This window comes from Enterobacter sp. LM3 (genome assembly GCF_046622475.1).
GTDB classification, from domain to species: Bacteria; Pseudomonadota; Gammaproteobacteria; order Enterobacterales; family Enterobacteriaceae; genus Enterobacter; species Enterobacter cloacae_P.
This window is the reverse complement of the sequence record NZ_JBJURN010000018.1, coordinates 44,519-70,801: the sequence shown is the minus strand read 5'-3', so window position 1 is coordinate 70,801 and position 26,283 is coordinate 44,519. Positions and strand designations below refer to the sequence as shown.

Annotated in this window: 24 protein-coding genes and 1 other annotated feature; of the genes, 6 read left to right on the top strand and 18 right to left on the bottom strand. The window is 54.9% G+C overall.

Translation table 11 applies throughout. The features are described from left to right. Nucleotides 1-25: 25 nt before the first annotated feature. The 3 genes from ilvN to ivbL all read right to left on the bottom strand — a co-directional run bounded on the left by ilvN (nucleotide 26) and on the right by ivbL (nucleotide 2,209). Nucleotides 26-313 (bottom strand): acetolactate synthase small subunit, encoded by a 288-nt coding sequence (ilvN, locus tag ACJ9N4_RS17290; protein ID WP_182273164.1) that lies wholly within the window; start codon nucleotides 311-313, stop codon nucleotides 26-28. A gap of 3 nt (nucleotides 314-316) precedes the next feature. Continuing rightward, nucleotides 317-2,005 carry an acetolactate synthase large subunit gene (ilvB, locus tag ACJ9N4_RS17285; protein WP_182919167.1) on the bottom strand — a complete coding sequence of 563 codons (1,689 nt, stop codon included), beginning with the start codon at nucleotides 2,003-2,005 and terminating at the stop codon, nucleotides 317-319. Between the two features lie 105 nt (nucleotides 2,006-2,110). After that, nucleotides 2,111-2,209 (bottom strand): ilvB operon leader peptide IvbL, encoded by a 99-nt coding sequence (ivbL, locus tag ACJ9N4_RS17280; RefSeq protein ID WP_182273166.1) that lies wholly within the window; start codon nucleotides 2,207-2,209, stop codon nucleotides 2,111-2,113. A gap of 522 nt (nucleotides 2,210-2,731) precedes the next feature. Between ivbL and tisB the strand changes: the two genes are divergently transcribed. Both tisB and emrD read left to right on the top strand, forming a co-directional pair. Beyond that, nucleotides 2,732-2,821 carry a type I toxin-antitoxin system toxin TisB gene (gene tisB, locus ACJ9N4_RS17275; protein WP_182273167.1) on the top strand — a complete coding sequence of 30 codons (90 nt, stop codon included), beginning with the start codon at nucleotides 2,732-2,734 and terminating at the stop codon, nucleotides 2,819-2,821. Nucleotides 2,822-3,076: 255 nt separating this feature from the next. Next, a complete protein-coding gene (gene emrD / locus ACJ9N4_RS17270; RefSeq protein WP_182919166.1) occupies nucleotides 3,077-4,261 on the top strand; it encodes a multidrug efflux MFS transporter EmrD in 1,185 nt (394 codons plus the stop codon). Here emrD and ACJ9N4_RS17265 read toward each other — a convergent pair. Both ACJ9N4_RS17265 and dsdC read right to left on the bottom strand, forming a co-directional pair. Continuing rightward, nucleotides 4,164-5,252, bottom strand: a complete 1,089-nt coding sequence (locus ACJ9N4_RS17265; protein WP_182919165.1) for a cellulase family glycosylhydrolase — start codon at nucleotides 5,250-5,252, stop codon at nucleotides 4,164-4,166. The genes emrD and ACJ9N4_RS17265 overlap by 98 nt on opposite strands. A gap of 86 nt (nucleotides 5,253-5,338) precedes the next feature. Then, nucleotides 5,339-6,265, bottom strand: coding sequence for a DNA-binding transcriptional regulator DsdC (gene dsdC / locus ACJ9N4_RS17260; protein ID WP_182273170.1), 927 nt, complete (start codon nucleotides 6,263-6,265; stop codon nucleotides 5,339-5,341). 204 nt (nucleotides 6,266-6,469) lie between these two features. Between dsdC and dsdX the strand changes: the two genes are divergently transcribed. Continuing rightward, nucleotides 6,470-7,810 (top strand): D-serine transporter DsdX, encoded by a 1,341-nt coding sequence (gene dsdX / locus ACJ9N4_RS17255; RefSeq protein ID WP_411500670.1) that lies wholly within the window; start codon nucleotides 6,470-6,472, stop codon nucleotides 7,808-7,810. Between the two features lie 17 nt (nucleotides 7,811-7,827). Continuing rightward, the gene (dsdA, locus tag ACJ9N4_RS17250; protein WP_411500669.1) at nucleotides 7,828-9,117 is read left to right on the top strand and encodes a D-serine ammonia-lyase; all 1,290 of its coding nucleotides are present in this window, start codon (nucleotides 7,828-7,830) and stop codon (nucleotides 9,115-9,117) included. Between the two features lie 25 nt (nucleotides 9,118-9,142). Here dsdA and ACJ9N4_RS17245 read toward each other — a convergent pair whose 3' ends face one another. The 4 genes from ACJ9N4_RS17245 to ACJ9N4_RS17230 form a co-directional block, all read right to left on the bottom strand. Next, entirely contained in the window at nucleotides 9,143-9,490 is a 348-nt protein-coding gene (locus tag ACJ9N4_RS17245) for a DUF202 domain-containing protein (protein ID WP_182273173.1), read from the bottom strand. After that, nucleotides 9,483-9,827 (bottom strand): YidH family protein, encoded by a 345-nt coding sequence (locus ACJ9N4_RS17240; RefSeq protein WP_182273174.1) that lies wholly within the window; start codon nucleotides 9,825-9,827, stop codon nucleotides 9,483-9,485. The genes ACJ9N4_RS17245 and ACJ9N4_RS17240 overlap by 8 nt, the downstream gene beginning before the upstream one ends. A 91-nt stretch (nucleotides 9,828-9,918) precedes the next feature. Continuing rightward, nucleotides 9,919-11,241: a 6-phospho-alpha-glucosidase gene (locus ACJ9N4_RS17235; RefSeq protein WP_196390647.1), complete on the bottom strand. Its 1,323-nt coding sequence runs from the start codon at nucleotides 11,239-11,241 to the stop codon at nucleotides 9,919-9,921. Next, complete coding sequence (locus tag ACJ9N4_RS17230) at nucleotides 11,238-12,860, bottom strand: alpha-glucoside-specific PTS transporter subunit IIBC (RefSeq protein ID WP_411500668.1); 1,623 nt, start codon at nucleotides 12,858-12,860, stop codon at nucleotides 11,238-11,240. Before ACJ9N4_RS17230 ends, ACJ9N4_RS17235 begins: the two co-directional genes overlap by 4 nt. 222 nt (nucleotides 12,861-13,082) lie before the next feature. Between ACJ9N4_RS17230 and ACJ9N4_RS17225 the strand changes: the two genes are divergently transcribed. Then, entirely contained in the window at nucleotides 13,083-13,829 is a 747-nt protein-coding gene (locus ACJ9N4_RS17225) for a GntR family transcriptional regulator (RefSeq protein WP_411500667.1), read from the top strand. On the opposite strand, the gene ACJ9N4_RS17220 is transcribed toward ACJ9N4_RS17225, so the two are convergent. The 3 genes from ACJ9N4_RS17220 to ibpA all read right to left on the bottom strand — a co-directional run bounded on the left by ACJ9N4_RS17220 (nucleotide 13,797) and on the right by ibpA (nucleotide 16,623). Next, a complete protein-coding gene (locus ACJ9N4_RS17220; RefSeq protein WP_182273178.1) occupies nucleotides 13,797-15,458 on the bottom strand; it encodes a putative transporter in 1,662 nt (553 codons plus the stop codon). The two genes, ACJ9N4_RS17225 and ACJ9N4_RS17220, sit on opposite strands and share 33 nt — an antisense overlap. Nucleotides 15,459-15,648: 190 nt before the next feature. Further along, complete coding sequence (gene ibpB / locus ACJ9N4_RS17215; protein ID WP_411500666.1) at nucleotides 15,649-16,077, bottom strand: small heat shock chaperone IbpB; 429 nt, start codon at nucleotides 16,075-16,077, stop codon at nucleotides 15,649-15,651. A gap of 135 nt (nucleotides 16,078-16,212) precedes the next feature. Further along, on the bottom strand, nucleotides 16,213-16,623 hold the full coding sequence (ibpA, locus tag ACJ9N4_RS17210; protein WP_182273180.1) for a small heat shock chaperone IbpA: 411 nt from the start codon (nucleotides 16,621-16,623) through the stop codon (nucleotides 16,213-16,215). Then, nucleotides 16,617-16,689, bottom strand: a sequence feature (ROSE (Repression Of Heat Shock gene Expression) occurs in the 5'-region of heat shock genes and acts as an RNA thermometer to modulate expression.). (Overlaps the previous gene by 7 nt.) 248 nt (nucleotides 16,690-16,937) lie before the next feature. Here ibpA and ACJ9N4_RS17205 point away from each other — a divergent pair. Next, nucleotides 16,938-17,270, top strand: a complete 333-nt coding sequence (locus ACJ9N4_RS17205; RefSeq protein WP_182919162.1) for a YceK/YidQ family lipoprotein — start codon at nucleotides 16,938-16,940, stop codon at nucleotides 17,268-17,270. On the opposite strand, the gene ACJ9N4_RS17200 is transcribed toward ACJ9N4_RS17205, so the two are convergent. From ACJ9N4_RS17200 to dnaA, 6 genes are all read right to left on the bottom strand, one after another. Then, a complete protein-coding gene (locus tag ACJ9N4_RS17200) occupies nucleotides 17,267-18,496 on the bottom strand; it encodes a DUF3748 domain-containing protein (protein ID WP_411500665.1) in 1,230 nt (409 codons plus the stop codon). The two genes, ACJ9N4_RS17205 and ACJ9N4_RS17200, sit on opposite strands and share 4 nt — an antisense overlap. A gap of 50 nt (nucleotides 18,497-18,546) precedes the next feature. Next, complete coding sequence (gene yidA / locus ACJ9N4_RS17195; RefSeq protein ID WP_182273183.1) at nucleotides 18,547-19,359, bottom strand: sugar-phosphatase; 813 nt, start codon at nucleotides 19,357-19,359, stop codon at nucleotides 18,547-18,549. 195 nt (nucleotides 19,360-19,554) lie between these two features. After that, complete coding sequence (gene gyrB, locus ACJ9N4_RS17190; RefSeq protein WP_411500664.1) at nucleotides 19,555-21,966, bottom strand: DNA topoisomerase (ATP-hydrolyzing) subunit B; 2,412 nt, start codon at nucleotides 21,964-21,966, stop codon at nucleotides 19,555-19,557. A 28-nt stretch (nucleotides 21,967-21,994) separates the two neighbouring features. Then, nucleotides 21,995-23,068, bottom strand: a complete 1,074-nt coding sequence (gene recF / locus ACJ9N4_RS17185; protein ID WP_182919160.1) for a DNA replication/repair protein RecF — start codon at nucleotides 23,066-23,068, stop codon at nucleotides 21,995-21,997. Nucleotides 23,069-23,215: 147 nt separating this feature from the next. After that, on the bottom strand, nucleotides 23,216-24,316 hold the full coding sequence (gene dnaN, locus ACJ9N4_RS17180) for a DNA polymerase III subunit beta (protein WP_182273186.1): 1,101 nt from the start codon (nucleotides 24,314-24,316) through the stop codon (nucleotides 23,216-23,218). A 4-nt stretch (nucleotides 24,317-24,320) separates the two neighbouring features. Beyond that, nucleotides 24,321-25,718 (bottom strand): chromosomal replication initiator protein DnaA, encoded by a 1,398-nt coding sequence (gene dnaA, locus ACJ9N4_RS17175; RefSeq protein WP_182273187.1) that lies wholly within the window; start codon nucleotides 25,716-25,718, stop codon nucleotides 24,321-24,323. Nucleotides 25,719-26,283: the final 565 nt, after the last annotated feature.

Genomic DNA, 26,283 nt, shown 5'->3' with positions numbered 1-26,283 from the left:
CGTGGGTGTTCAAGCTATGAGCGATTTATTCGAAGAACACTGCAATTTTGTTAAACATGGCGGGATCGGACTGGTTACGTGCCACATTGGTAACATCTTCCAGTTTATCGATTTGCGCGATCATCTGCTCCAGACGCTGGTCGTCGTTGACCAGTAACCAGATGCGGCTGTGCTCGCTGCCCTGAATCGGCAAGCAGAGAATACCTTCCACGTTAAACGCACGGCGGGCAAATAGCCCACAGACGTGTGTCATGACACCTGGGTGGTTGCGGACGGTGAGTTCCAGAATGACATTATCATGTTGTTTCTGCATGGCTTATTCCCCCACCATCTCAGTATTTGCCGCACCCGGCGGCACCATCGGATACACTTTTTGTTCCGGGTCGATACGTACGTGGATCAGCGCCGGACCTGGACGAGAAATCGCCGCCTGCAGCGCCGCGTGCGCATCTTCCTCGGCATTCAGATCGCAGGTATGCAGGCCAAAACCGGCGGCAATCTGCATAAAGTTGATCATACCCGGGTAGGTCGCCGCAAACACGCCCTGCTTGTAGAACAGGCTCTGCTGCTGGTGTACCAGCCCCAGTGCTTCGTTGTTCATCAGAATGATTTTTACGTCTAACTGGTTTTCGGCCGCCGTCGCCATTTCCTGAATATTCATCATCAGGCTACCGTCGCCGGAGAAGCAGATAACCTTGCGATCAGGGTTGGCGAGCGCAGCCCCCACCGCCGCAGGCAGGCCAAAGCCCATCGTCCCCAGCCCGCCAGAGGTCAGCCACTGACGCGGACGGTTCAGCGGGTAGGCCTGGGCCGTCCACATCTGATGCTGGCCCACGTCAGTGGTGATGATCGCGTTGTCATCCACGCAGGCAGCCACGGCGTTAATCAGCCCGTAGTGGCTCAGTGGATCGCCCTCGGTTGGGATCGCCCCCGGAAATTCCTGTTGCAGCCCGGCAACCAGCTGACGCCACTCTTCACGCCTGGTGGTGTCCGTTTGCGGGATCAACTGCGCCAGCACCTCGGCAACGTCACCCTGAATCGCCACGTGCGGCTGCTTGATTTTGCCCAGCTCGGCGCGGTCGATATCTACGTGAATAATTTTCGCGTTCGGGCAAAACTGCTCCGTTTTGCCAATCGCCCGGTCATCAAAACGTGCGCCCATTACAATCAGCAAATCCGCCTCTTGCAGGATGTAGTTGGTGCTGCGCGCGCCGTGCATCCCCAGCATGCCCAGTGACAGCGGATGCGCTTTTGGCAACATGCCCAGCGCCATCAACGTCATGGTGGTCGGCAGGCTGGCTTTTTCCGCAAACTGGCGAATGTGTTCAGAGGCATTAATCGCCCCGCCACCCAGGTAGAGCACCGGGCGTTTGGCGGCATTAATCATCGCGGCGGCATCGCGTACGCTCTCGGCACTGAATTCCGGAGCGGGGGCACGCTCGCCCGGTTCAGGCAGGACGTCGATGTCGATCTCTGCGGTCTGGACATCCTTAGGAATGTCTATCCACACCGGGCCTGGACGGCCGGACTGCGCAATGCGGAAGGCATCGCTGATAACCTGTGGCAACTCGCTGATATCGCGAACTAAATAGTTATGTTTGGTGATGGGGATAGAAATGCCGTAGGTGTCCACTTCCTGGAACGCATCGGTGCCAATCATTGAGGACGGTACCTGGCCGGTAATGCAGATGAGCGGAATTGAGTCGAGGCGCGCGTCGGCGATAGCGGTCACCAGGTTGGTCGCGCCCGGGCCACTACAGGCCATGCACACCGCCGGTTTGCCCTGGGTACGCGCCATACCCTGCGCAATAAAACCTGCGCCCTGCTCGTGGCGAGCCAGTACGTGACGGATCTGCGTGCTTTGGCTTAACGCATCATACAGCGGCAGCACTGTCCCGCCAGGGATACCCGCAACCGTGGTGATGCCCTGTCGTTCCAGTAAATGAACGATTAACTGCGCGCCCGTAAAACGCGTCCTGATGGATGTTGTGCCCGAACTTGCCATGCTCCAGTCCTTTCTTCTGGGCCGACCTTCCGGGGAGGTTCTTAAACGAAAAACCCCGCCCGGTTTGCGCCGGCGGGGTTTTGGAATCGTGTGTTGTTCCAGTCCCTACGGCGCATTGCCGACGACCACCACCACACGCACGACGACCACTGCGGCTGGTTGCGCAGTTTTTAGTAGGGTCGAGGTGAACATAGATGGAGTCATTAGGAACCTGTGTTTGGAATCATTGATAGAATTTATACAACCACAGGTTTTTCAGCGTGACAATGGAAATATTTTCATCTGCATAAAAATGCGTCAACGATCACGTTTCGTTTGTTACGTGGTGCAAACAAAAAAACCTCGCCAAAGCGAGGTTTTTTTTCAGGGTTTGCGGCTGGTAACCGCAGAACACACTGTGTTACGTCAACGCAAGAAGTATACGCGATCGGGGACGAACGCGCAATTTCAGGCACGGATTTTGACGTTTTTGAGTATGGATCACGTGGCGAATTTTGTCCATAAAATACTGTTCATACATACAGTATTTATCTATACTGAGGGTGTTCGCAGTGTGCGAGGGGGCCGCAGTTTACCGGCGCAACGAAGTCCTGGCTGAAACGGGTGGTGCCGTCAGTGCCTGAACCCCTGAAGTGAGCACACTGTGTTATGTCAATCCAGGTGCTGGCAACAGGCGGCGGAAAGGTACGCCAGCATCGTGCTCCTTTTAACCAAAAGGAGACGCGTATGAGCGTCGTGGATATGGTTGTACTGATCCTCAAACTCATTGTTGCAGCACTGCAACTGCTTGATGCCGTCCTGAAATACCTTCGGTAATTCAGGTTCAGGTCGCACCTGAGAGGGGCGGGCAACCGCCCCTCTTTAATAAAATGTTGAGCCTGCAACACCTGGCGTAAATCAATGGCAACATAAGTTGCCGATGTTGTTTACAAATCCTGCCTTTCCCGGTTTTTCCATTCATCACAACAATGCTTAATTTGCCATCTTCCTGTGGTAGATTCCTCGCGCATTTATGGGAATGCGCAGTCACTTATTCTTTATTTTTCTCTTTTGGCAAAAGTATTCAGCGACATGAAAAAACAAAGGAACGTTAACTTATTGTTGATGCTGGTGTTACTGGTGGCCGTCGGTCAGATGGCACAAACCATCTACATTCCGGCGATTGCCGACATGGCAAAGGAATTGAACGTCCGTGAGGGCGCGGTACAGAGCGTGATGGCCGCTTACCTGCTGACCTATGGCGTTTCGCAACTGTTCTACGGGCCGCTGTCCGATCGCATCGGGCGTCGCCCGGTGATTTTAGTGGGTATGTGCATTTTCATGGTTGCGACGGTCATTGCCATCACGACCCATAACCTGACCGTATTGATTGCCGCCAGCGCCCTGCAGGGTGTCGGAACTGGCGTTGGCGGTGTCATGGCACGAACGTTACCGCGCGATCTGTATGAAGGTACCCAGCTTCGCCACGCCAACAGTTTGCTCAATATGGGCATTCTGGTGAGCCCGCTGCTGGCCCCGCTGATTGGTGGTCTGCTGGACACAATGTGGTCCTGGCGTGCCTGCTACGCCTTCCTGCTGGTGCTGTGCGTGATTGTGACCTTCAGCATGGCGCGCTGGATGCCGGAGACGCGTCCGACGGGCGCACCGCGCACCAGACTGGTCACCAGCTACAAAACGCTGTTCGGCAGCGGTGCGTTTAACTGCTACCTGCTGATGCTGGTTGGTGGCCTGGCGGGTATTGCCGTGTTTGAAGCCTGCTCCGGCGTGCTGTTAGGCGCTGGGCTTGGTCTGAGCAGCATGGTCGTGAGTATCCTGTTTATTCTGCCGATCCCGGCGGCGTTTTTCGGCGCATGGTTCGCCGGACGCCCGAACAAGCGTTTCTCCACGCTGATGTGGCAATCGGTCATTAGCTGTCTGCTGGCGGGCCTGATGATGTGGATCCCGGGGCTGTTTGGCGTGATGACCGTCTGGACGCTACTGATCCCGGCGGCGCTGTTCTTCTTCGGCGCGGGCATGCTGTTCCCGCTCGCCACCAGCGGCGCGATGGAGCCGTTCCCGTTCCTCGCAGGTACGGCAGGCGCACTGGTAGGCGGTTTGCAGAATATCGGTTCTGGCGCGCTGGCCTGGCTCTCCGCCATGCTGCCGCAAACCGGTCAGGCTAGTTTGGGTTTGCTGATGACGCTGATGGGTCTGCTGATTTTACTGTGCTGGCTGCCGCTGGCGTCGCGTGTTCCGCGTCACGAGCAACCGGTTTAACCGCATGATGGCCCGGCTTATCGCCGGGCGTTTCACAAACGGGCGCAATCATGGTCTGCAGCAGTGGCTCCGGTGCAGGACGCCAGGCTCCCTCTTCCCCGTCGTAAAACTGAAAATCGGCGTTAATCGCGTAGGGGATTTTCGCCTTTTGCAGCTCGCAGGCCATAAACGAAGCAAATGCCATTTGCGACGCCGTGGGTGTGAACCTGTTTGACTCACCCACTCCCCAGCCCCCGACCCAGCTGACGTGTCCGGTTTTCTGTTGCCAGTGCAGCGCCGTATTAATATGGTTGTTGATGGCTGCTTTCTCCGCCGCCGTGCCGGATGTCCACGGGTATTTACCGTTACTTTTCAGCGGTCCCCACGGAAAAATATGCCACTCCGCCAGCACGTAGTTTTGGCTGTGCGCAGGCAGTTTCAGGCTGAAGAGATCTTCCGGTGCAGCACGCAGGCGGGGGGCGATGAAGATCATGCGGTCAGCATCGATGCTGTGGATAATCTTGATGGTTTTTTCATACACCCGGTTAAGCGAAGCGATATTGTGGTTAAGTTTGTCCGCGGGCTCGTAGATCAGGTCAAAGCCCAGTAACGGCGAGCTTTGGCCAAAATAGTGTGCCACGGCAATCCACCAGTTGATCACCTCTTTCTCGTTATCGGCTTTCGGGTCGTTTTTATAGACATCGGCCTGATAAGAGATGATTGGGATAACACCATATTGCTCGCAGGCTTCCACCAGTTTACGCAGATGGATCAGCCGGGCTTCCGTCGGTTCATCGGCCACGCGGATACGCACATGGCTTATCCCTTTAGCGCGAAAATCACGCACCTCCAGCGGGTCGAACTCCCGGATACCGCGCTCAGTGCGCGCCCAGTCTACATCCATGCCAACACCCAGCTGTTGTGCATAGCGGGCAGCCGTCAGAGGCGGCTCTGCGGCACAGGCCCAGCCGGACGCGATCAGTAACGCTGTAGCAATGAAAGGCTTTAACACGGTGTACCTTGCAAGAAATCAAAAGCAATAACCTGTATTTAGCACGCTTTTTCACATTTGGTGTAGAGCCAAAGCGTAATAATTCTTCATCTCGCCAGTTCTTGCAGCCAGCCGATAAAGGCGTCAATTTTCGGCCACTGCCGGTCGGAAAGCGTTGAGATGTAGTAATGCTGATGGCATTTCAGGGTCTTTTCACCGAAAGGCGCGATAAGCTCACCGCGTTCGAGCCGCTTTTGCACCAGCCGTTTACGCCCCATCGCCACCCCGACATGGTTTATTGCTGCAATAATCGCCAAATCGGAACGATCGAAACCAATACCCGATGATGGCGGCATGCTTACCGCAAAATTTTGCGCCCAGCTACACCACTCATCCGTACCGGAATCATTGCTCCAGGCCTGACGGTCATGCAGCAGCGTGCAGTGACGCAGGTTGTCGGGATTCTGTAGCAGCGCATGTTGGTGGGCATATTCTGGCGAGCAGACCGGCAGGATCGCTTCATCCATCAGAAAATGGTGAGACAGATGGTTTGGCGGTGTATCGTCGAAATAGAGCGCCAGATCGACACCCGTTCGCTGCATATTGACGTAATCATTACCCGTCAGAATGGTAAGTGAAATTGACGGGTAGCGGCGGGTAAAGTCACCCAGCATCGGTACCAGCCAGCACTGGGCAATCGACGGACGGGAGTAAACCGTCAGCGTGCCGGAAAGCGCCTGATTTTTAATATCCAGGATCTCCTGGTTCAGGGTGTCCAGCGACGACTTGAGCGTCCACCAGACGCGTTTTCCCTCCGGCGTCAGCTCCACTTTACGGTGGGAGCGCACAAACAGCTGAATACCCAGCTCCTCTTCCAGGAGGTTGATACGGTGGCTTATTGCGCTGGGGCTGAGCGACAGCTCTTCAGCTGCCAGCGCAAAGGACTCATGCCGGGCGGCCACTTCAAAGGTGTACATTTTTGACAGCTGCCAGCCGTTTAACAGGCGGTTTCTGGCTTCATTTACATCACTCATCACGGTTTCCACTCGTTTATTCTGCGCTCAGAATACCTTTCAGAGATGAATTTATGTGAACCAAATACGAATTTAGTGCGCTTTTTAGAGTTTAGTCACTCACTTGATCCAATCTGGCTCATCTGAACGGCAATTTATATCGTTTGTCAGCCCACGCTGTTTTTTCGTCCAATACCCGCAGATTACTTAAGGGTGAGGTGAAATATGGGATCTCAGGTCTGGGTTGTGGCGACGCTGCTTATCAGCATCGTGTTGATTGTATTAACTATCGTAAAACTGAAGTTTCACCCGTTCCTGGCACTGCTGCTGGCGAGCTTCTTCGTCGGCGCGATGATGGGAATGAGCCCGCTGGATATGGTGAATGCCATTGAGAGCGGCATTGGCGGCACGCTGGGCTTCCTGGCGGCGGTGATTGGTCTTGGCACTATTCTCGGCAAGATGATGGAAGTCTCCGGTGCAGCGGAACGCATCGGCATCACGCTCCAGCGCTGCCGCTGGCTGTCGGCCGATGTGATTATGGTGCTGGTGGGGCTTATCTGCGGTATTACACTGTTTGTGGAAGTGGGCGTGGTACTGCTGATCCCGCTGGCGTTCTCCATTGCCAAAAAGACGCATACTTCACTGCTGAAACTGGCTATTCCACTCTGTACCGCACTGATGGCGGTGCACTGCGTGGTACCTCCGCACCCGGCAGCGCTGTTTGTCACGAACAAACTGGGTGCAGACGTGGGAACCGTTATTGTCTACGGCCTGCTGGTTGGCCTGACGGCCTCTCTGGTCGGCGGCCCGCTGTTCCTGAAACTGCTCGGTAACCGTCTGCCGTTTAAACCTGTTCCGGCGGCGTTTTCAGACCTGAAAGTGCGTGAAGAGCACACCCTGCCGTCACTGGGCGCAACGCTGTTCACGGTACTGTTGCCGATCGCCCTGATGCTGGTGAAAACCGTCGCCGAGCTGAACATGACCGACAAAACGGGCACGCTGTATACGCTGCTGGAATTTATCGGCAACCCGATCACCGCGATGTTTATCGCTGTGTTTGTCGCCTATTACCTGCTGGGAATTCGCCAGCATATGGGCATGGCGACGATGCTGACTCATACCGAACACGGTTTCGGCTCTATTGCGAACATTTTGCTGATCATCGGTGCTGGCGGAGCGTTTAACGCTATTCTCAAAACCAGCGGCCTGGCGGATGTGCTGGCACATATTCTCTCTAACCTGCACATGCACCCGATCCTGCTGGCCTGGCTGGTGGCGCTGGTTCTGCACGCTGCTGTCGGTTCTGCGACGGTCGCCATGATGGGAGCCACGGCCATTGTGGCCCCTATGCTGCCGCTCTACCCGAACGTGAGCCCGGAGATCATCACCATTGCCATCGGTTCCGGTGCCATTGGCTGCACGATCGTGACCGATTCGCTCTTCTGGCTGGTGAAGCAATACTGCGGTGCCACCCTGAATGAGACCTTCAAATACTATACGACAGCGACGTTTATCGCCTCGGTGCTTGCACTTGGCGGCACATTCCTGCTTTCTTTCATTATCTGAACGCGAAGAGACGTATTATGGAAAATGCAACTATCACCACGTTAACCGCCCAGTTTCCTCTGATTGAGGATCTGATCGCCCTGAAAGAAACCACATGGTTTAACCCACGCACCACCACGCTGGCGGAAGGGTTACCGTATGTCGGGCTGACCAAAGCTGATGTAGACGATGCACATGCGCGACTGAACCGTTTTGCGCCGTATCTGGCAAAAGCGTTCCCGGAAACGGCTGCCACCCACGGCATTATTGAGTCTGAACTGGTCGCCATTCCGGCGATGCAAAAACGGCTGGAGAAGGAATTTGCCACGGCCATTCCCGGCACGCTGCTGCTGAAAAAAGACAGCCACCTGCCGATCTCAGGCTCCATCAAGGCGCGCGGCGGTATCTATGAGGTGCTGACCCACGCCGAGAAACTGGCGCTGGCAGCCGGGCTGCTCAGCGTTGAAGACGATTACAGCATTCTGCTGGAGCCGCGCTTTAAAGACTTCTTTAGCCAGTACAGCATTGCCGTAGGCTCGACGGGCAATCTGGGGATGTCCATCGGCATTATGAGTGCGTGCATCGGCTTTAAGGTGACGGTACATATGTCCGCCGATGCCCGCGAGTGGAAGAAAGCCAAACTGCGTAGCCACGGTGTGATCGTCGTGGAATATGAGCAGGATTACGGTGTGGCGGTAGAGCAAGGGCGAAAAGCCGCGGAAAGCGACCCGAACTGCTTCTTCATCGACGATGAAAACTCCCGCACGCTGTTTTTAGGCTATGCGGTGGCGGGCGAGCGTCTGAAGGCACAGTTTGCTGCGCAGGGGCGCGTGGTGGATGCGGAACATCCACTGTATGTCTACCTGCCGTGCGGCGTCGGCGGCGGCCCTGGTGGGGTGGCGTTTGGCCTGAAGCTGGCCTTTGGCGATAACGTCCACTGCTTCTTCGCCGAGCCAACGCACTCTCCTTGTATGCTGCTGGGCGTCTACACCGGCCTGCACGATAAGATTGCCGTGCAGGATCTGGGTATCGATAACGTGACAGCGGCAGACGGGCTGGCGGTCGGGCGCGCATCCGGTTTCGTGGGCCGCGCAATGGAGCACCTGCTTGACGGGTTCTACACGCTTTCCGACCAGAGTATGTACGACATGCTTGGCTGGCTGGCTCAGGAGGAAGGTATTCGTCTGGAGCCATCAGCGCTGGCAGGAATGGCCGGGCCGGTACGCGTGAGCGCGAGTGCTAACGCCACCCATCTGGTGTGGGCGACTGGCGGCGGCATGGTGCCGGAAGACGAGATGGCGAAATATTTAGCGAAAGGGAAAAGATAAGCCACCACCGGGCGATTTTGTGCAATTACAGATTCAGGATTTGCTGAATATGCGTCACCGCAAATAGCAGTGACAGCGACAGCACCGCAAGCGCGATCAGGAATTTGTCCCACATTGCTTTCGGTTGCACAAAATCGTCCCTGGCCACATCCATCAGGTTACGGCTACGGGTGTAACGCCATAAAATCACGGCCACCAGCGCCAGTATCACAATGGATATCCAGAACGGTACGCCCGTGCGATGCCAGTTATGCTTAATCGCCAGCGCAATCAATGCGCCATATCCCAGCGTGGTACGCAGCCAGGCAAGTGATGTACGCTCCGGCTGCAGACCGGGATCGGCTTCACGTCGCGCTTTACGGCTATCAGCCATAGAATACCAGCACCATCACGACAACAGCCACCGCCAGCAAAATCACGCTAATGATAAACAACCCGCGCGTATAGGGCAGATCCTGCTTCAGACGCATTGCTTTCTCATTGCGTAACCAGCGCAGATAACCATAGATAGCCAGCACGCCCGCAAACAGACAGAGCAGCAAAGCCAGCACTTCGCGAATCAGGGGGGTGGCAAAATCAGGAGCCAGTTGATCAAGCGCCACACCCGCGGCCAGAAAACCCAGCGCGGTGCGGATCCATGCTAAAAATGTACGTTCGTTAGCCAGAGAAAAGCGGTAGTCCGGCGCTTCGCCGAGGCGAGAAATTTTCATGAAGGTTCCTTGTCGTCAGCAAGCAGGTTTCAGCATAGCGTAAATCGACAAAGACAAGGAGACCGGCATCAGATGATGCCGGTCAGGCAGATTAATGCAGTTCCGGCCAGTACGCTTTGTTGGCTTCAATCAGATCGTCAAGAATCGCTTTGGCGACTGAGGCGCTCGGCACGGTTTTGGACAGGGTGATCGCCTGCCACAGTTTCTGGTATGAGCGCTGTTCCCAGGCATCCACTACCAGTTTTTCGACCGCCACCTGCTGGCTCATCAGCCCTTTCTGGAAGTGCGGAATATCGCCCACGCTGAGCGGTTCTGGGCCGTTATGTCCCACCAGGCACGGAATTTCCACCATGGCGTCGGCATCAAAGTTATGGATAGCGCCGTTGTTTGGCACAATCAGCAGCATGCGTTCCTGGGTGTTGAAGGCAATCGCGGTGGCCAGATCAACGATGTACGATGCATGTTCGTCAATTTCCAGCTCACCCGCAGAGGATTTCCCGGCTTCGATAATCGCCCGGCAGGAACTGAACACATGCTTCTCGCGGTGATCCATCACTTCGTTAGCGCGGGTTCGTTCCGGGTTGGAGTGCGCCACCACGTAGTCCGGGAAGAGGTAATATTTCAGGTAGGTGTTCGGCATGGTGTCCGGATCCAGCGCCTGCACATCTTTCGCCTTAGCGAAAGTATCGTTCCAGCTTGCTTCGGTGTGAACATTGTCAGATGGTGGAACATAACCATTTTTCGCCACATATTCGCGCAGTTTTGGCATCAGATCGTTACCGTTCAGATCTTCGATAGATGTCCACCAGCCGAAGTGATTCAGCCCGTAGTAGCGCACGCGCATCTCTTTGCGGTCTTTCAGGCCGACAATCTGCGCCATACGCCCTTCAATACCGATTGGCATATCGCAGATGTTGAGGATTTTAGCGTTCGGACGCAGACGACGGGTTGCTTCCGCGACAATGGCCGCCGGGTTGGAGTAGTTCAGCATCCACGCATTCGGCGAGTACTGCTCCATGTAATCCACCAGTTCCAGCACGCCACCGATAGAGCGCATCCCGTAAGAGATCCCACCCGGGCCGCAGGTTTCCTGGCCCAGCACACCGTGGCGCAGCGGAATTTTCTCGTCTTTTTCACGCATCGGGTATTTGCCCACGCGGATATGCGCCATCACGAAATCCACATCAGTAAAAGCCGCTTTTGGGTCGGTGGTGTAGCTAAATTCAATTTCCGGAGCCTGTTCCCTGAGGATGATTTTGCACGCCTCTGCGATTGTTTCCTGACGCGCGCCGTCGTTGTCATAGAACTTCAGCGCGCGCAGCGGGAAACGGTCACGGTTGGCTAACAGCATCAGGACGATACCAGGCGTAAAGGTGCTACCGCCGCCTGCAATGACAACTGAGAATTTTTTCATGATATAGCCTCTGTCAGGGTAGTTTGTTCGTTCGTTAAAGGGGTTTTCATCAGCGATTCAAGCTGGTCACGCACCTGGGGAACGTGCAGACCGACAATCACCTGAATGCCGTTGCCACGTCGCACCACGCCGTGTGCGCCCAGGGCTTTAAAGACGTCGTCGCTTTGGGTTTGCGCCATATCGACCAGTGCGATACGTAACCGGGTGGCGCAGTTGTTGATGCTTTCGATGTTGGCAGTCCCGCCGAGCGCCTGTAAGAAGCCAGCGGCTTGCCCAACCTGCTGGCTGGCGGCGGCCGGAGCAGTGGTTTGCCCACGCGCAACCTGATAATCCGCCTTGCTGTAGAGTTTGATTTCGCTCTCTTCACGGCCTGGGGTTTTGAGGTTCAGCCGTTCGATCAGCGTTTTGAAGACCACGAAGTAGATGCCGGTGAAGCAGACGCCAATGCCAATCTGGGTGAACATCATCGAGGCGTGGTTATGGAACATCGGGATCCAGTTTTGCGGCAGGAACTGATCCAGTAGCCCGCCCCCCATATTGCCCACGACACCAAAGACATACATCACCGTTGCCATCGTGGCCGCCAGCACGGCGTGTACGGCAAACAGCAGCGGCGAAATAAACAGGAAGGTAAATTCAAGCGGCTCGGTGATGCCCACCAGCATGGCGGTAAGCGTCGCCGGGATCAGCAGACCCGCCACTTTGACACGATTTTCCGGCGATGCGGTGTACCACAGCGCCAGCGCAATCCCGACGGAGCCAAACACTTTGGAGTTGCCGTGCAGCGCGAATCCACCCTCCGGGAACAGGGTTTTCAGCGGCAGCGTGCTCTGGCTAAATTCCTGCAGGTGCTGCGCCCAGTAAACCTGGATACCGCCTTCCACTGCCGCCGGGCCGAAGATAAACGGGCCGTAGACAAAGTGGTGCAGCCCGGTAGGGATCAGAATACGTTCCAGGAAGGTATACACCCACACGCCGAGCGCCCCGGCAGAACGTAAAAAGGCCTGCAGGGACTCAATGCCCATCTGCACTTTTGGCCAGCCCAGCAATGTGAGCCAGGCACAGGGGAGCATCACAAAGAATGCGAGGATGACGACAAACGACGTGCCCTGGAAAATGCCGAGGAATACCGGCAGCGGTTTGTCGAAATAGCGGTTGTGGATAGCGGTAACGATGCCCGAAATAATAATGGCACCGATAATGCTCGTATCGAGCGTTTTGATACCGGCGATCATCGCCAGACCGCTTCCGGCAGTGGGTTCCACCGAGAAGTCGACGCCAAAGAAATGACCCCAGGTCATCCCCATCGCGTTGATAAAGTAGTTCCAGGTCAGAAAGCTAATCAGCACGGCGAGACAGGCGCGGCCCTGCGCCTGCTTCGCCAGGCCAATCGGTAAGCCGACGGCAAAAATCAGCGGCATATTGCGAAACACCGCCCAGCCGCCCTCTTCAATGATGTGAACGATTTGCGCGAACAGATTATCAGGGGCAGTTAAGGCTTCACCCACAAAAAGCGGGTTGCGAAGCATGATGGCGATTCCCACCACGATCCCGGCAAACGGAAACAGCAACACCGGGGTAAACATGGCACCGCCAAAACGTTGTATTTGACTGAGCATCTTTAAATCCTCACGTAACAACCTGTAGGGGGTAGAGGCCTTTATGGTTTTTTGCTGGCCTGACGTGAGCATAAGAATTTACTGCAGAGCAAACATGACGTGCCGCTGCGATTCGTGATCGCATTCATGGTTTTAATTTGGTCAGTAAGGTCTACTTTTTGATGTAAATGTGGACATGTTAAGACGCAACCCACGCCCCAATAAGCGCACAGAGGTCTACTTGTGATCTACAAATCTATTGCCGACCGGTTGCGGCTCCGGCTGAATTCATCAGACTATAACATCGGCAGTCCACTGCCTGGAGAGAAAGCACTGGCGCTGGAGTTCGGCGTGGCGCGGATGACCATTCGCAAGGCACTGGATCTGCTGGTGAGCTGGGGGCTGGTTGAGCGCCGACACGGCAGCGGAACGTTTGTGTCGCGCAAGGACGTCCACCATGAAACCACCAATCTGACCGGGCTGGTGGAGGTGCTGCGCCAGCAGGGGAAAGAGGTGCAGAGCAAGGTATTACAGTTCGAGGTGATGCCCGCGCCACCTGCTATTGCCAGCCAGCTGCGGATTCAGGTGGATGAACGGATCTACTTTTCGCGGCGGGTACGTTACGTGGAGGGAAAACCGCTAATGCTGGAGGACAGTTTTATGCCCGTGAAGCTGTTTCGCAACCTCTCGCTGGCACATCTTGAAGGGTCAAAGTTTGATTACATTGAGAAGGAGTGCGGGATCACCATCAGCGGCAACTATGAGAGCCTGACGCCAGTGCTGGCGGATAAACAACTGGCTCGTTATTTGAACCTGCCGGAACAAACGCCGCTGCTGCGGATCACCTCTCTTTCCTACAGCGACAGCGGCGAGTTTCTCAATTATTCCGTGATGTTCCGTAATACCAGTGATTACCAGGTGGACTACCATCTGCGGCGTATCCACCCGGAAGATTTGCTAACTCATCCCCCAGAACAGCACCGCCAGTAGCTGTGGGGTGATAATGCGCAGGAACATCACCAGCGGATAGACCGTGGCGTAAGACAGCGCCGCCGCGCCGCTGGTGGCGTGCAGGTTATTGGCAAAAGCGAGCGCTGGCGGGTCGGTCATGGAGCCAGCCAGCATGCCGCAGAGCGTCAGGTAGTTCATTTTGGCGAACATCCGCGCCAGAATGCCTACCGTGAGCAGTGGAATGGCGGTAATAAATATCCCGTAGCCAACCCAGCTCATCCCTTCGCCCTGAACCAACGTGTTAACAAAATCACCACCTGACTTAAGCCCGACGACCGCAAGGAACAGCACAATGCCCAGCTCGCGCAGTGCCAGGTTCGCGCTGGGTGGCATAAACCAGTAGAGCTTACCGATACAACCGATACGCCCGAGGATCAGCGCCATAATCAGCGGCCCGCCCGCCAGCCCCAGCTTGAGCGCCACCGGGAACCCCGGCACATACAGCGGAATCGAACCGAGCAATACACCAAGCCCGATACCGATAAACACTGGCAGCATCTGCACCTGCTGGAGTTTTTGCTGGGCGTTGCCCACCATATCCGCCACAGCATCTATCGAGGAAGGCCGCCCAACCAGATTGAGAATATCACCAAACTGCAGGCTGGCTTCCGGGCTGGCAACCAGCTCGACGCCCGCGCGGTTAAGGCGGGAGATCACGACGTCATAACGCTCTTTTACCTGCAGATCGCGTATTTTTTTGCCAAGAACCTGCTCATTGGTGACCACAACGCGCTCGACGCGCATGTCGGTTCCGCGCGTCGAGAGTGAGGTATCAACCTCCTGGCCAATCACCAGCTGCGCGTTGTGCAAATCCATCGGCTGCCCGACCAGATGCAGTAAATCACCCAGCTGAATAATGGTGCCAGGTGCGGGCACCATCAGTATTTCGTCACGTTTAAGGCGAGAGCAGATGATATTGGCACTGTTCAGGATCGGGACGTCCTGAATCGCCATATTGTTCAGGTTGGGGTTATCCACCCGAATATTAATGGTTTTGATCAGCGCATGGCCGTTGGTCAGTGTGGTTTCATGATCTTTCGCTTCTTTCTCAACGTTGATACGAAACAGCACGCGTACCAGCCACATTGAGAGCAGAATGCCGCAAATACCGAACGGGTAGGCCATCGCATAGCTCATCCCCATCTGGTCGACGACGTCGGGAGAGATACCCAAATCGCGCAGAATTTGCTGGCCCGCACCAAGCGCTGGCGTATTGGTGACCGCGCCGGAGAAGATCCCCAGTACCACAGGAAGCGGAATATTGAAAAGTTTATGCAGGATAGCGGTGACCAGCCCCCCCATCACCACAATGCCGAGGGCAAACAGATTCAGCCGTAACCCGGAGACCCGAAGAGAAGCGAAAAAACCCGGCCCCACCTGAATACCGATGGTATACACGAAGAGGATCAGGCCGAACTCCTGGACAAAGTGCAGCATTTCGGTACTGAGCACCAGCCCAAGCTGATCAGCGAAATGACCGACAAAAATTCCGCCGAACAGTACCCCGCCAATCCCAAACCCGACGCCACGGATTTTGATATTGCCAATCCACAGTCCGACCACCGCGACCAGGGCCAACACGCTAACAGTTAACGCGATATCACTCATGATCCACTTCCTGTGCATAACCTTAGTTATACTCAGGATTCTCTCAGAGCCGGAAGCGGTTGTATGGGCGATGGCGCACAAAAAAACCGAAGGTAAAAGCAAAACGGTCACCCGAAGGTGACCGTTTTTAGTGTGTACACCCTCTCACAGTGGGAGAGGGCCGGGGGTGAGGGCACCAGCCCGCACACGTTTAGCTGTTCAATGCCTGGCGCTCGCTAATGGCGATACGCTGCGGAGCGATGGCGTCCGGTACGTTGCGGGTCAGGTCGATATGCAGCAGCCCGTTGGTAAACGTCGCGCCGGAGACTTCCATATTATCTGCGAGGGTAAAGCTCAGGCTAAACGGCTGAATAACCAGCCCCTGATGCAGCCATTTTGGCTCGGTTTCTTGTTTTTCCGGCATCCCTTTCACGGTCAGACGCGTACCGTCGAGCTGAATGTCCAGCTCTTCCTGACGGAACCCGGCCAGCGCCAGCGTGATGCGGTAGTGGTTGTCATCGCTTTTTTCAATGTTGTACGGCGGAAATGTCTGTTGCTCGGTGGTGCTTTGCAGGGCGTTAGCCAGCTTATCAAAGCCAATCCACTGACGCAGAAGAGGGGATAAGTCATTATGACGCATGGTAATTCTCCTTCTAAGAAGCGAGTAAGCGCAGGTTATTTTTGTGCGCAGTTGTTCCTGCAAATCCTCATGGATTCGCATATGCTCCCGGTTCGGCAAGCAATTCTGGGTGAGCCGCGACGGCGACCCGCGTAATCAGTTAATTTCGATACGGCGCGGTTTTTTCTCTTCCGGGATCACGCGTTCCAGCTCGATAAACAGCAGGCCGTTAACCAGGTTTGCGCCTTTAACATGAATGTTCTCAGCTAACTGGAACTTGCGTTCAAAGTTGCGCTCGGCAATGCCCTGGTAAAGGTAGGTACGTTCTTTCTGCTCAGCCGTATGGGAACCTTTCACCACCAGCAGGTTGTCCTGCGCGGTGATCTCCAGTTCGCCTTCTGCAAAACCGGCGACAGCAATCGCGATGCGGTAGTGATTTTCGTCAACCAGCTCAACATTGTATGGAGGGTAGCCGTTGCTCTGGCTTTGGTTATTTTCTAAATGGTTAAACAGGCGGTCAAAACCAATTGCAGAACGGTATAACGGGGAAAGATCGAAATTACGCATAAATTAAAACTCCTGAAATCAGCGAGAAATTGTAGCCTTCCATCATGGACAGGCCATTGCGCCCCCGAACACCCATCAGGCGTGTTCGTTATCGGGTTACCTTATTAAAATGGGTCTGGATCCGGGTATTTCAAGCGTATCTGTGCGAGATTTTTTTGCACTTTGCCGGTTGTCGCATAGACTGGGACAACAGCACAAAGGGTTAAATTGCGATGGCTGCCACAGTGCGGGGTTTTCGCGCTATCCATTTTGGATAAGGCTCGCTATAACCCTGAGTTGCAGGTCTATGCAGTGCCATTAACGATGACTGAGTGATGATGAAAAATGTTCTGATAAAGCTGACGATGTTCAGCGGGGTGGTTTTACTTTGCGGGTGTTCGAGCGTGATGTCTCACACCGGCGGTAAAGAAGGAACATATCCGGGGACCCGTGCCAGTACGGCAATGATTTCCGATGACGATACAAACTGGGGAACCAAATCTCTGGTCATCCTGGATATGCCATTCACAGCAGTAGCAGATACTCTGCTTCTGCCGTGGGACATGTTCCGCACGGATAACTCCGTGCGCTCGCGCGTAGAGAAAAGCGAGAAAGATAATCTGGCCACTAACTCCGTTATCCCACCAGCTGAGATGCCTCCACGCTAATTCTGCGCGGTTTCCGTTAGCCACAGCTGGCGGAAACCGTCTGTTTCTTCCATCCAGGCAATAAAGCGCCCATCCGGAGAAAACACCACCGCGTCGGCAGACGGTGGGTTGCCGTGATCGGACGTCAAAAACGTCACCTCTCCGGTTTCGGCATCACAGCAGGCAATTCGGTTTTCCAGCACAAATCCCAGCATGTTCCCGGATGGGTGCCAGTTAAACGCCGACTGAATACCGCTATCGTGACGGGTCAACTGACGCGGCTCACCCCCTTCAGGTGAGATGAGCCACAACTGCACAATGCCGTTATCATCGCGCATCAGAAACGCCAGCTGTGTTCCTTGTGGATTACTGCGCACCCAGTGGCGCGGTACGTTCACCAGCCCCGGATAGCGGTTCTGATGGGTAAAGGTTAAGCGACGTTGCATGACGCCCGCTGGCGGTGCAGGCATCGTCTCCGGCGTTCCCTGTAACGGCGCATCACCTGCACATTTCCAGCCCTGCTCATCTGTCGGCAACCCAACAATAAACAGCTCAGGCACTTTTTCACCCTGCGTCGACAAAGTATCACCAATAAACGCCAGCCGGGTGTTACCCACCCACCCCTCTTCGTAAGCACGGTTGATTTCATCGCTGCCCGGCTGTGGAACCGGCGTTGTACGGCTCACCAGCACGCTCCAGAAAGTGCCTGCATATTCACGAGGATGCCCCCCCTGCGGCGTTACCGGACCGTATGGAGCCGCCACACCAACGTTGCGTAAATCACGTTTTGGATCGCGCTCATGCAGCACATGGTCGTTATACGTGAAGCTAACGAACCGCCCGTTCGGGCTAAAGACGTGAACATGGCTGCCGCCGCGCAGCGCCCCCGCAGTGTAAGGTGCGGTGATATCCATTGCGTCCAGATTCGTGGCCTGGCCGTGTTGTGCAATCACCCCCTGACGATGGTGAAAATCGTACTGCCATTCAGCATCGGGGTTTTCCGGGCCGTGGATAAAGACGCATTTGTCTTCCTCGGGATGAACGGTCACCACGCCAACATGCGCACCGTGAGTAGCACGGTAGATCACCTCAACCTCGCCCGTACTGACATTGACTCGCTCAATCGTTTCACCGGTGAACGACGCCCCGGATGGACGGACGTCATAGGCAAGCCAGAGGCTGTCAGGTGTCCAGGTATTGGTATTGGTGAGCTGGTGATGGCGGGAAGCGAAGGTGATTTGTTTCATGAGGATACCCTGATACGCGGTTATCGCATCAGGGTATAGCAAGCGAGGTATTAGTTCAGCACAAACTTCTCAATCGCGTAAGCAACGCCGTCTTCCAGGTTGGATTTGGTGACAAAATTGGCCGCTTCTTTCACCGACGAGATGGCGTTATCCATCGCTACGCCCATGCCTGCATATTCGATCATCGCAATATCGTTTTCCTGATCGCCCAGCGCCATGATCTCATCGGGTTTGATACCCAACGCATCGGCCAGCGATTTCACACCCGTGCCTTTATTGACGCGTTTATCGAGGATTTCGAGGAAGTACGGCGCACTTTTCAGCACGGTGTACTTCTCTTTCACGTCTGCCGGAATTCGGGCAATGGCTTTATCCAGGATCTCAGGCTCGTCAATCATCATCACCTTCAGGAACTGCGTATCCGGGTCCATTTTTTCGGCTTCGCAGAACACCAGCGGAATGGTCGCGACAAAAGACTCATGCACGGTGTAGTAGCTGATATCGCGGTTAGCGGTATAAAGGGTATTGCGGTCGAGCGCATGGAAGTGAGAACCCACTTCGCGGGACAGTTTTTCCAGGAACAGGTAATCGTCATAACTCAGCGCGGTTTGCGCCACTGTGCTGCCATCAGCCGCCTTCTGCACCAGCGCACCGTTGTAGGTAATGCAGTAATCACCCGGCTTATTCATGTGCAGCTCTTTCAGATAACTGTGCACGCCCGCATACGGACGACCAGTTGTCAGCACCACATTGACACCTTTTGCGCGTGCAGCGGCAATTGCGTTTTTAACGGCAGGAGAGATGGTGTGGTTCGGTAGCAACAGCGTGCCGTCCATATCGATTGCAATGAGTTTGATGGCCATGAGATCCCCGGATTGAATAAGTCTGGGTTCATGCTAACGCGATTCCGCTCAAAAAACAGTAAAAGAGTCGGGGATAAAGGGGGATGGGATTTGAGGAGGGGATTCCTCTTTTGCACTGAATTATTTCCCCTCACCCTGCCCTCTCCCCAAAGGGGCGAGGGCGAAAAGTGTCGTTAAGGTGAGGGAAAAAACGGCTTAAATGTCGATATTCGCCGCTTTCAGCGCATTCTCTTCGATAAAGGCACGGCGTGGTTCAACGGCATCACCCATCAGGGTGGTGAACAGCTGATCCGCAGCAATAGCGTCTTTCACGGTAACACGCAGCATGCGGCGGCTTTCCGGATCCATAGTCGTTTCCCACAGCTGATCCGGGTTCATTTCACCCAGACCTTTATAACGCTGAATCGCCAGACCGCGACGAGACTCTTTCACCAGCCATTCCAGCGCCTGCTCGAAGCTGGCAACCGGCTGACGACGTTCACCACGTTCGATGAAGGCATCATCTTCGATCAGACCACGCAGCTTCTCACCGAGAGTGCAGATGCGGTGGTATTCCGGGCCGGTCACAAACTCGTGCTCCAGCGGATAGTCAGTATCGACGCCGTGGGTACGCACGCGGATAACCGGCTCAAACTGCTGATCGGCATTCTGCTGAATATCACATTTCCACTGGCTACCGTGCTGCTCTTTCTCGTTAAGCTCGCTCACCAGCGTGTTCACCCAGCGGGACACGGTCTGCTCACTGCTCAGATCGGCTTCGGTCAGGGTTGGCTGATAGACCAGCTCTTTGAGCAGCGCTTTCGGATAGCGACGCTCCATACGACCAATCATTTTCTGCGTGGCGTTGAACTCGGAAACCAGACGTTCCAGCGGCTCCCCGGCCAGTGCAGGCGCGTGAGAGTTCGCATGCAGGGTTGCACCATCAAGGGCGATCGCGATTTGGTACTGATCCATCGCGTCGTCATCTTTAATGTACTGTTCCTGTTTGCCTTTCTTCACTTTGTACAGCGGCGGCTGTGCAATGTAGACGTGACCACGTTCAACGATTTCTGGCATCTGACGGTAGAAGAAGGTCAACAGCAACGTACGGATGTGCGAGCCGTCGACGTCCGCATCGGTCATGATGATGATGCTGTGATAACGCAGTTTGTCCGGGTTGTATTCGTCACGGCCAATGCCGCAGCCCAGCGCGGTGATCAGCGTCGCCACTTCCTGAGAAGAGAGCATCTTGTCGAAACGGGCTTTCTCTACGTTGAGGATTTTACCCTTCAGCGGCAGGATAGCCTGGTTCTTACGGTTACGGCCCTGCTTCGCAGAACCGCCCGCGGAGTCCCCTTCCACAAGGTACAGTTCAGACAGCGCCGGGTCGCGTTCCTGGCAGTCAGCCAGTTTTCCTGGCAGACCTGCTAAGTCCAGCGCACCTTTACGGCGAGTCATTTCACGGGCTTTACGCGCCGCTTCACGGGCACGTGCCGCGTCAATAATTTTGCCAACAACGATTTTCGCGTCAGACGGGTTTTCCAGCAGGTATTCGCTCAGCAGTTCGTTCATCTGCTGTTCAACCGCCGATTTCACCTCAGAAGAAACCAGCTTGTCTTTGGTCTGAGAGGAGAACTTCGGATCCGGCACCTTCACAGAGACAACCGCAATCAGGCCTTCACGGGCATCGTCACCGGTGGCGCTGACTTTCGCTTTCTTGCTGTAGCCTTCTTTGTCCATGTAGGCGTTCAGGGTACGGGTCATCGCTGCGCGGAAGCCCGCCAGGTGAGTACCGCCATCACGCTGTGGAATGTTGTTGGTGAAGCAGTAGATGTTTTCCTGGAAACCATCGTTCCACTGCAGTGCCACTTCCACGCCGATACCGTCTTTTTCGGTGGAGAAGTAGAAAATATTCGGGTGAATTGGCGTTTTGTTCTTGTTCAGATACTCAACGAACGCCTTGATACCACCTTCGTAATGGAAGTGGTCTTCTTTGTTGTCGCGTTTGTCGCGCAGACGAATGGAGACGCCGGAGTTCAGGAACGACAGTTCACGCAGGCGTTTCGCCAGGATGTCGTACTCAAATTCAGTGACGTTGGTGAAGGTTTCGAGGCTCGGCCAGAAACGCACCATCGTACCGGTTTTGTCGGTGTCGCCAGTCACAGCCAGCGGTGCCTGCGGCACACCGTGTGTATAAAGCTGACGGTGAGTTTTCCCTTCACGCTGGATAACCAGCTCCAGCTTCTGCGACAGGGCGTTAACCACGGACACGCCTACGCCGTGCAGACCACCAGAAACTTTATAGGAGTTATCGTCGAACTTACCGCCTGCGTGCAGAACGGTCATGATCACTTCCGCCGCAGACACGCCCTCTTCCGGGTGAATACCGGTTGGGATACCACGGCCATCATCGGTGACAGAGACAGAGTTGTCCGCATGGATCGTGACCACGATGTCTTTACAGTGACCCGCGAGCGCTTCGTCGATAGCGTTATCTACCACCTCGAATACCATGTGGTGCAGACCGGTGCCGTCATCCGTATCGCCGATATACATACCCGGGCGCTTACGCACCGCATCCAGCCCTTTCAGGACTTTGATACTGGAGGAGTCATAAGAATTCGACATCAACGTTTCTCGCTCATTTAATCTTGGGTTAATCCGTTATTTTACCCTTTTCCACGGTAAACATCTTCGAATTTTCGTCCGACATGTCTATAACGTGTTCAGCGCTAATGGCGCTGACGAAAACCTGCGACTGCGTGGCTTTTAAGCGACTGGCAAGCAGCCCACGCCGCGCGTCGTCAAGTTCCGAGGCAAAATCATCTATCAGATACAGGCAGCGTCGCCCGCTTTCGCGGGTTAAAAACTCCCCCTGCGCCAGGCGCAGCGCGCACATCAGGAGCTTGAGCTGCCCGCGCGACAAGGTATCTTCGACCGGTGCGCCGTCAGCACGAATGCGAAAATCTGCCTTGTGCGGGCCATGCGCGGTGTAGGTCAACATGCGGTCGCGCTCGAAGTTTCTCTCTAACACTTCTGCGTAATCCGTCTCTTTCTCCCAGCCGCGCTGGAAGGAGAAGGTGAGAGAAAATTCAGGTAAAAACTGTTTGCAGGTGTCGGCCATATCTTCGGCGATACCTGCGCTGTATTCGGCACGCCAGCGGCTGATTTGTTCCGCAAGCGGGATTAATTCCATATCCCACGGACGCAGCTGGGCGTAACGCGTCACCTGGCGCAACGCGGCGTTACGCTGCTTAAGCAGACGCTTCAGGTTGCTCCAGGCGTTAAAGAAACCGGCTTCGTTGTGAAAGCATCCCCAGTCAAGGAACGCTCTTCTGTATTTGGGGCCGCCGTTGAGTAAAGTAAACCCCTCCGGCGTAATCAGTTGCATGGGCATTAACAGCGCCAGCTCCGCCACTTTGTGGCCGTCGGTACCGTCGATGCGCACCTTGCTGTCACCCAGCTTGTCTTTGGTCAGGCCGATGGCGGTTTCCCGCTCTTCTCCCTGCAAACGTCCGTGCAGAACAAAGGATTCCTGCTCGTGGCGAATCACGCGACCAATCTGCAAACTACGAAAAGCCCGGCCGTGGCCGAGCGTATAGATGGCTTCCAGTACGCTGGTTTTGCCGCTGCCGTTCGCGCCAACCAGGAAGTTAAAGCCAGGGGATAAAGCGAGATCCGCGCTTTCAATGTTGCGGAAATCTTTAATTAAAAGGCGCGTCAGTGACATATCTGGGTTTCTTCGGGCCAGGGCGTAATCGGCGCAGCCAGTTTCAACGCGGACTGCGCACAGACCCTGGAGCGTACACGAAGTACGTGACAGGGGCGAGCACAGCCCAGGTTGAAAATGGCAAGTAAGATAGCCCGATATTTTTCACTACAGTCTCATTGGCATGACAACATACGCCGCGCTTTGGCTGGCTGCATCTTCAATCTGTACGCTCGATACGGAGTCGGTCAGCAGAATGCGCACATTTTCGCATTTCAGTGCATTCAGCACGTCCAGCACGTAGCTGACGTTAAAGCCAATTTCCATCTCAGCCCCGGCGTAGGTGACGTCCAGAATCTCTTCTGCCTCTTCCTGCTCCGGGTTGTTGGCGGTGATTTTGATCTGGTTTTCGCTCACATACAGACGCACGCCGCGGAATTTCTCATTGGAGAGGATCGCTGCACGGGCAAAAGCCTGCTTGAGGCTATCGCAGCCCGCTTCCAGCGTTTTGTCCGGGTTCTTCGGCAATACGCGGCGATAATCCGGGAAGCGACCGTCAACCAGCTTCGATGTGAAGACAAAATCACCCACGTGTGCGCGGATGTTGTTGCTGCCAATCTGCACGCGCAGCGGAGTGTCTCCGCCGTCGAGCATACGCATCAGCTCAATCACACCTTTACGCGGTACGATCACCGAATGGTTTGGCAGTGAGTCGCCAATTGGCATAGAACAGACCGCCAGACGGTGGCCGTCTGTTGCCACGGTACGCAGCTCTTCACCTTCAGTTTCAAACAGCATGCCGTTTAAGTAGTAACGAACGTCCTGGTGCGCCATTGAGAACTGCGTGGCTTCAATCAGACGCTTCATCGTCGCCTGCGGCAGGGTGAATTCAACTTCACTCTGCCAGTCATCCAGGTTCGGGAAGTCTGCTGCAGGCAGCGTGGAGAGGGAGAAACGGCTGCGACCAGAGCGCACCAGCATGCGGTCGCCCTCCAGCTGCACGGCGATTTCAGCGCCTTCCGGCAACCCACGGCAGATATCAAAGAATTTACGTGCCGGAACAGTGGTCGCGCCCGCATTATGCGGCTGAGACAGCGTAACGCGCGCGATCATTTCCATTTCCAGGTCTGTGCCGGTCAGCGACAGCGTACCGTCCGCGACCTGAAGCAGCAGGTTTCCGAGAATAGGCAGCGTTGGGCGGCCACCTAATGGGCCACTCACCTGTTGCAGCGGTTTTAATAAATGTTCACGTTCAACGGTAAATTTCATAGCGTCACGATGATAATGTTCTGATTAAATTGGAAAAATCTTCTTTTATGTCGTGGCTTTCTTCGCGTAACTGCTCAATCTTACGACAAGCGTGCAGCACGGTCGTATGGTCACGGCCACCAAACGCATCGCCGATCTCCGGCAAACTGTGGTTGGTTAACTCCTTTGCCAGCGCCATCGCCATCTGACGCGGGCGCGCCACCGAGCGGGAACGACGTTTAGACAGCAAATCTGCCACTTTGATTTTGTAGTACTCGGCCACCGTCTTTTGAATATTGTCGATGGTGACCAGTTTTTCCTGCAATGCCAGTAAATCACGCAGCGCTTCACGCACAAAATCGATGGTGATCGCACGACCGGTGAAGTTGGCATTGGCGATAACGCGGTTCAGTGCCCCTTCCAGCTCACGCACGTTGGAGCGCAGACGCTTGGCAATGAAGAACGCCACTTCACCCGGCAGGCGAATGTCGTTCTCATCGGCTTTTTTCATCAGGATCGCCACGCGGGTTTCCAGCTCCGGTGGCTCGATCGCCACGGTCAGGCCCCAGCCAAAACGGGATTTCAGGCGATCTTCAACACCGTTGATCTCTTTTGGATAACGATCCGAGGTCAAAATGATCTGCTGATTGCCTTCCAGCAGCGCATTAAAGGTGTGGAAAAACTCTTCCTGCGAACGCTCTTTATTCGCAAAGAACTGGATGTCATCGATCAGCAGTGCGTCAACAGAACGATAATAGCGTTTAAACTCTTCGATCGCATTGTTTTGCAGGGCTTTTACCATGTCCTGAACGAAGCGCTCGGAGTGCATATACACCACTTTCGCATTAGGCTTACGCGCCATAATGCCGTTACCCACCGCATGCAGAAGGTGCGTTTTACCCAGACCCGTGCCGCCATAAAGGAACAGCGGGTTGTAAGCACCACCGGGGTTATCTGCAACCTGGCGAGCCGCCGCGCGCGCCAGCTGGTTCGATTTACCTTCAACGAAGTTATCGAACGTGTGTTTAACGTTAACGTTAGAGCGGTAGGTTGGCTCTGCGGGTGCAGGAACGTTGTCCCAGCCCGGACGGGCAGCCGGTGCAACGCGAGGAGCCGGAGCGGGTGCAGCCTGGGCAGGAGCGGTCACATTTACCGTTTCACGAACGGTTTGCGTAACCGGCTTTGTTCCCACCTCAAAGCGCAGTTGCGGAACATCTGATCCGCAGAAATCATTTAACAATCCGTTGATATTATTTAGGTATTTATCCCTTACCCAATCGAGCACAAAACGGTTTGGCGCATACAAAGCCAGCGTGTTATCGCTCAGTTCCGCCTGCAATGGGCGGATCCACATACTGAATTCTGTGGCTGGTAACTCATCCTGCAATCGGGCAAGACACTGCTGCCAAAGCGAAAGTGACACGGCGGACTCCACTCGAACAATAAAAGAAAACTATTGAATATTCATGATTGTTGGCGCACATCGACATGACCCTGTGCAAAAGGGGGATGTGCGAATTGCTATCTGCAATTTTATCCTGACCCGGATCCTGGGATCCCGATCGGGACCGCGGATCATAGCCTAAACTGAGTCAGAGATCTTCTGTTTCTCACAGATTCTTCCCGATTTATCCACAGGAAGATCCGAAACCGGGTAAGTGTAATCGATCCTGACGAGAGTGCCCCACGATTTAGCCCGCATATTGGAAAAATTAATGAGCACAGACAATTTTTTACTTAAATGATCTAACGAAGATCCAGGACGATCCTTGCGCTTTGTTGGGGAGGCCGTATAATCCTCGACCCGGCGCGTGATGCTCATCTTCCTGCGTCGTCCGTTGCTCATTTTCCACGCGAAAACGTGCGGAAATACGCGGGAAATAAGGAAAGAGAATTGACTCCGGAGTGTACAATTATTACAATCCGGCCTCTTTAATCACCCACGCTGAGGCGTTAGTCGTTCGAAACTCGTTCGGGTATACGCAAAA

Excerpts from the sequence above, each read along its gene's own strand:
- recF (WP_182919160.1), bottom strand. The coding sequence starts at position 23,068 with ATGTCACTGACGCGCCTTTTAATTAAAGATTTCCGCAACATTGAAAGC.
- ACJ9N4_RS17245 (WP_182273173.1), bottom strand. The coding sequence starts at position 9,490 with ATGGCTGATAGCCGTAAAGCGCGACGTGAAGCCGATCCCGGTCTGCAG.
- ilvN (WP_182273164.1), bottom strand. The coding sequence starts at position 313 with ATGCAGAAACAACATGATAATGTCATTCTGGAACTCACCGTCCGCAAC.
- ACJ9N4_RS17230 (WP_411500668.1), bottom strand. The coding sequence starts at position 12,860 with ATGCTCAGTCAAATACAACGTTTTGGCGGTGCCATGTTTACCCCGGTG.
- ilvB (WP_182919167.1), bottom strand. The coding sequence starts at position 2,005 with ATGGCAAGTTCGGGCACAACATCCATCAGGACGCGTTTTACGGGCGCG.
- ivbL (WP_182273166.1), bottom strand. The coding sequence starts at position 2,209 with ATGACTCCATCTATGTTCACCTCGACCCTACTAAAAACTGCGCAACCA.
- ACJ9N4_RS17200 (WP_411500665.1), bottom strand. The coding sequence starts at position 18,496 with ATGAAACAAATCACCTTCGCTTCCCGCCATCACCAGCTCACCAATACC.
- ACJ9N4_RS17240 (WP_182273174.1), bottom strand. The coding sequence starts at position 9,827 with ATGAAAATTTCTCGCCTCGGCGAAGCGCCGGACTACCGCTTTTCTCTG.
- dnaN (WP_182273186.1), bottom strand. The coding sequence starts at position 24,316 with ATGAAATTTACCGTTGAACGTGAACATTTATTAAAACCGCTGCAACAG.
- ACJ9N4_RS17205 (WP_182919162.1), top strand. The coding sequence starts at position 16,938 with ATGATGAAAAATGTTCTGATAAAGCTGACGATGTTCAGCGGGGTGGTT.
- emrD (WP_182919166.1), top strand. The coding sequence starts at position 3,077 with ATGAAAAAACAAAGGAACGTTAACTTATTGTTGATGCTGGTGTTACTG.
- ACJ9N4_RS17220 (WP_182273178.1), bottom strand. The coding sequence starts at position 15,458 with ATGAGTGATATCGCGTTAACTGTTAGCGTGTTGGCCCTGGTCGCGGTG.
- dsdC (WP_182273170.1), bottom strand. The coding sequence starts at position 6,265 with ATGAGTGATGTAAATGAAGCCAGAAACCGCCTGTTAAACGGCTGGCAG.
- dsdA (WP_411500669.1), top strand. The coding sequence starts at position 7,828 with ATGGAAAATGCAACTATCACCACGTTAACCGCCCAGTTTCCTCTGATT.
- ibpB (WP_411500666.1), bottom strand. The coding sequence starts at position 16,077 with ATGCGTCATAATGACTTATCCCCTCTTCTGCGTCAGTGGATTGGCTTT.
- dsdX (WP_411500670.1), top strand. The coding sequence starts at position 6,470 with ATGGGATCTCAGGTCTGGGTTGTGGCGACGCTGCTTATCAGCATCGTG.
- ACJ9N4_RS17235 (WP_196390647.1), bottom strand. The coding sequence starts at position 11,241 with ATGAAAAAATTCTCAGTTGTCATTGCAGGCGGCGGTAGCACCTTTACG.
- ibpA (WP_182273180.1), bottom strand. The coding sequence starts at position 16,623 with ATGCGTAATTTCGATCTTTCCCCGTTATACCGTTCTGCAATTGGTTTT.
- gyrB (WP_411500664.1), bottom strand. The coding sequence starts at position 21,966 with ATGTCGAATTCTTATGACTCCTCCAGTATCAAAGTCCTGAAAGGGCTG.
- yidA (WP_182273183.1), bottom strand. The coding sequence starts at position 19,359 with ATGGCCATCAAACTCATTGCAATCGATATGGACGGCACGCTGTTGCTA.
- tisB (WP_182273167.1), top strand. The coding sequence starts at position 2,732 with ATGAGCGTCGTGGATATGGTTGTACTGATCCTCAAACTCATTGTTGCA.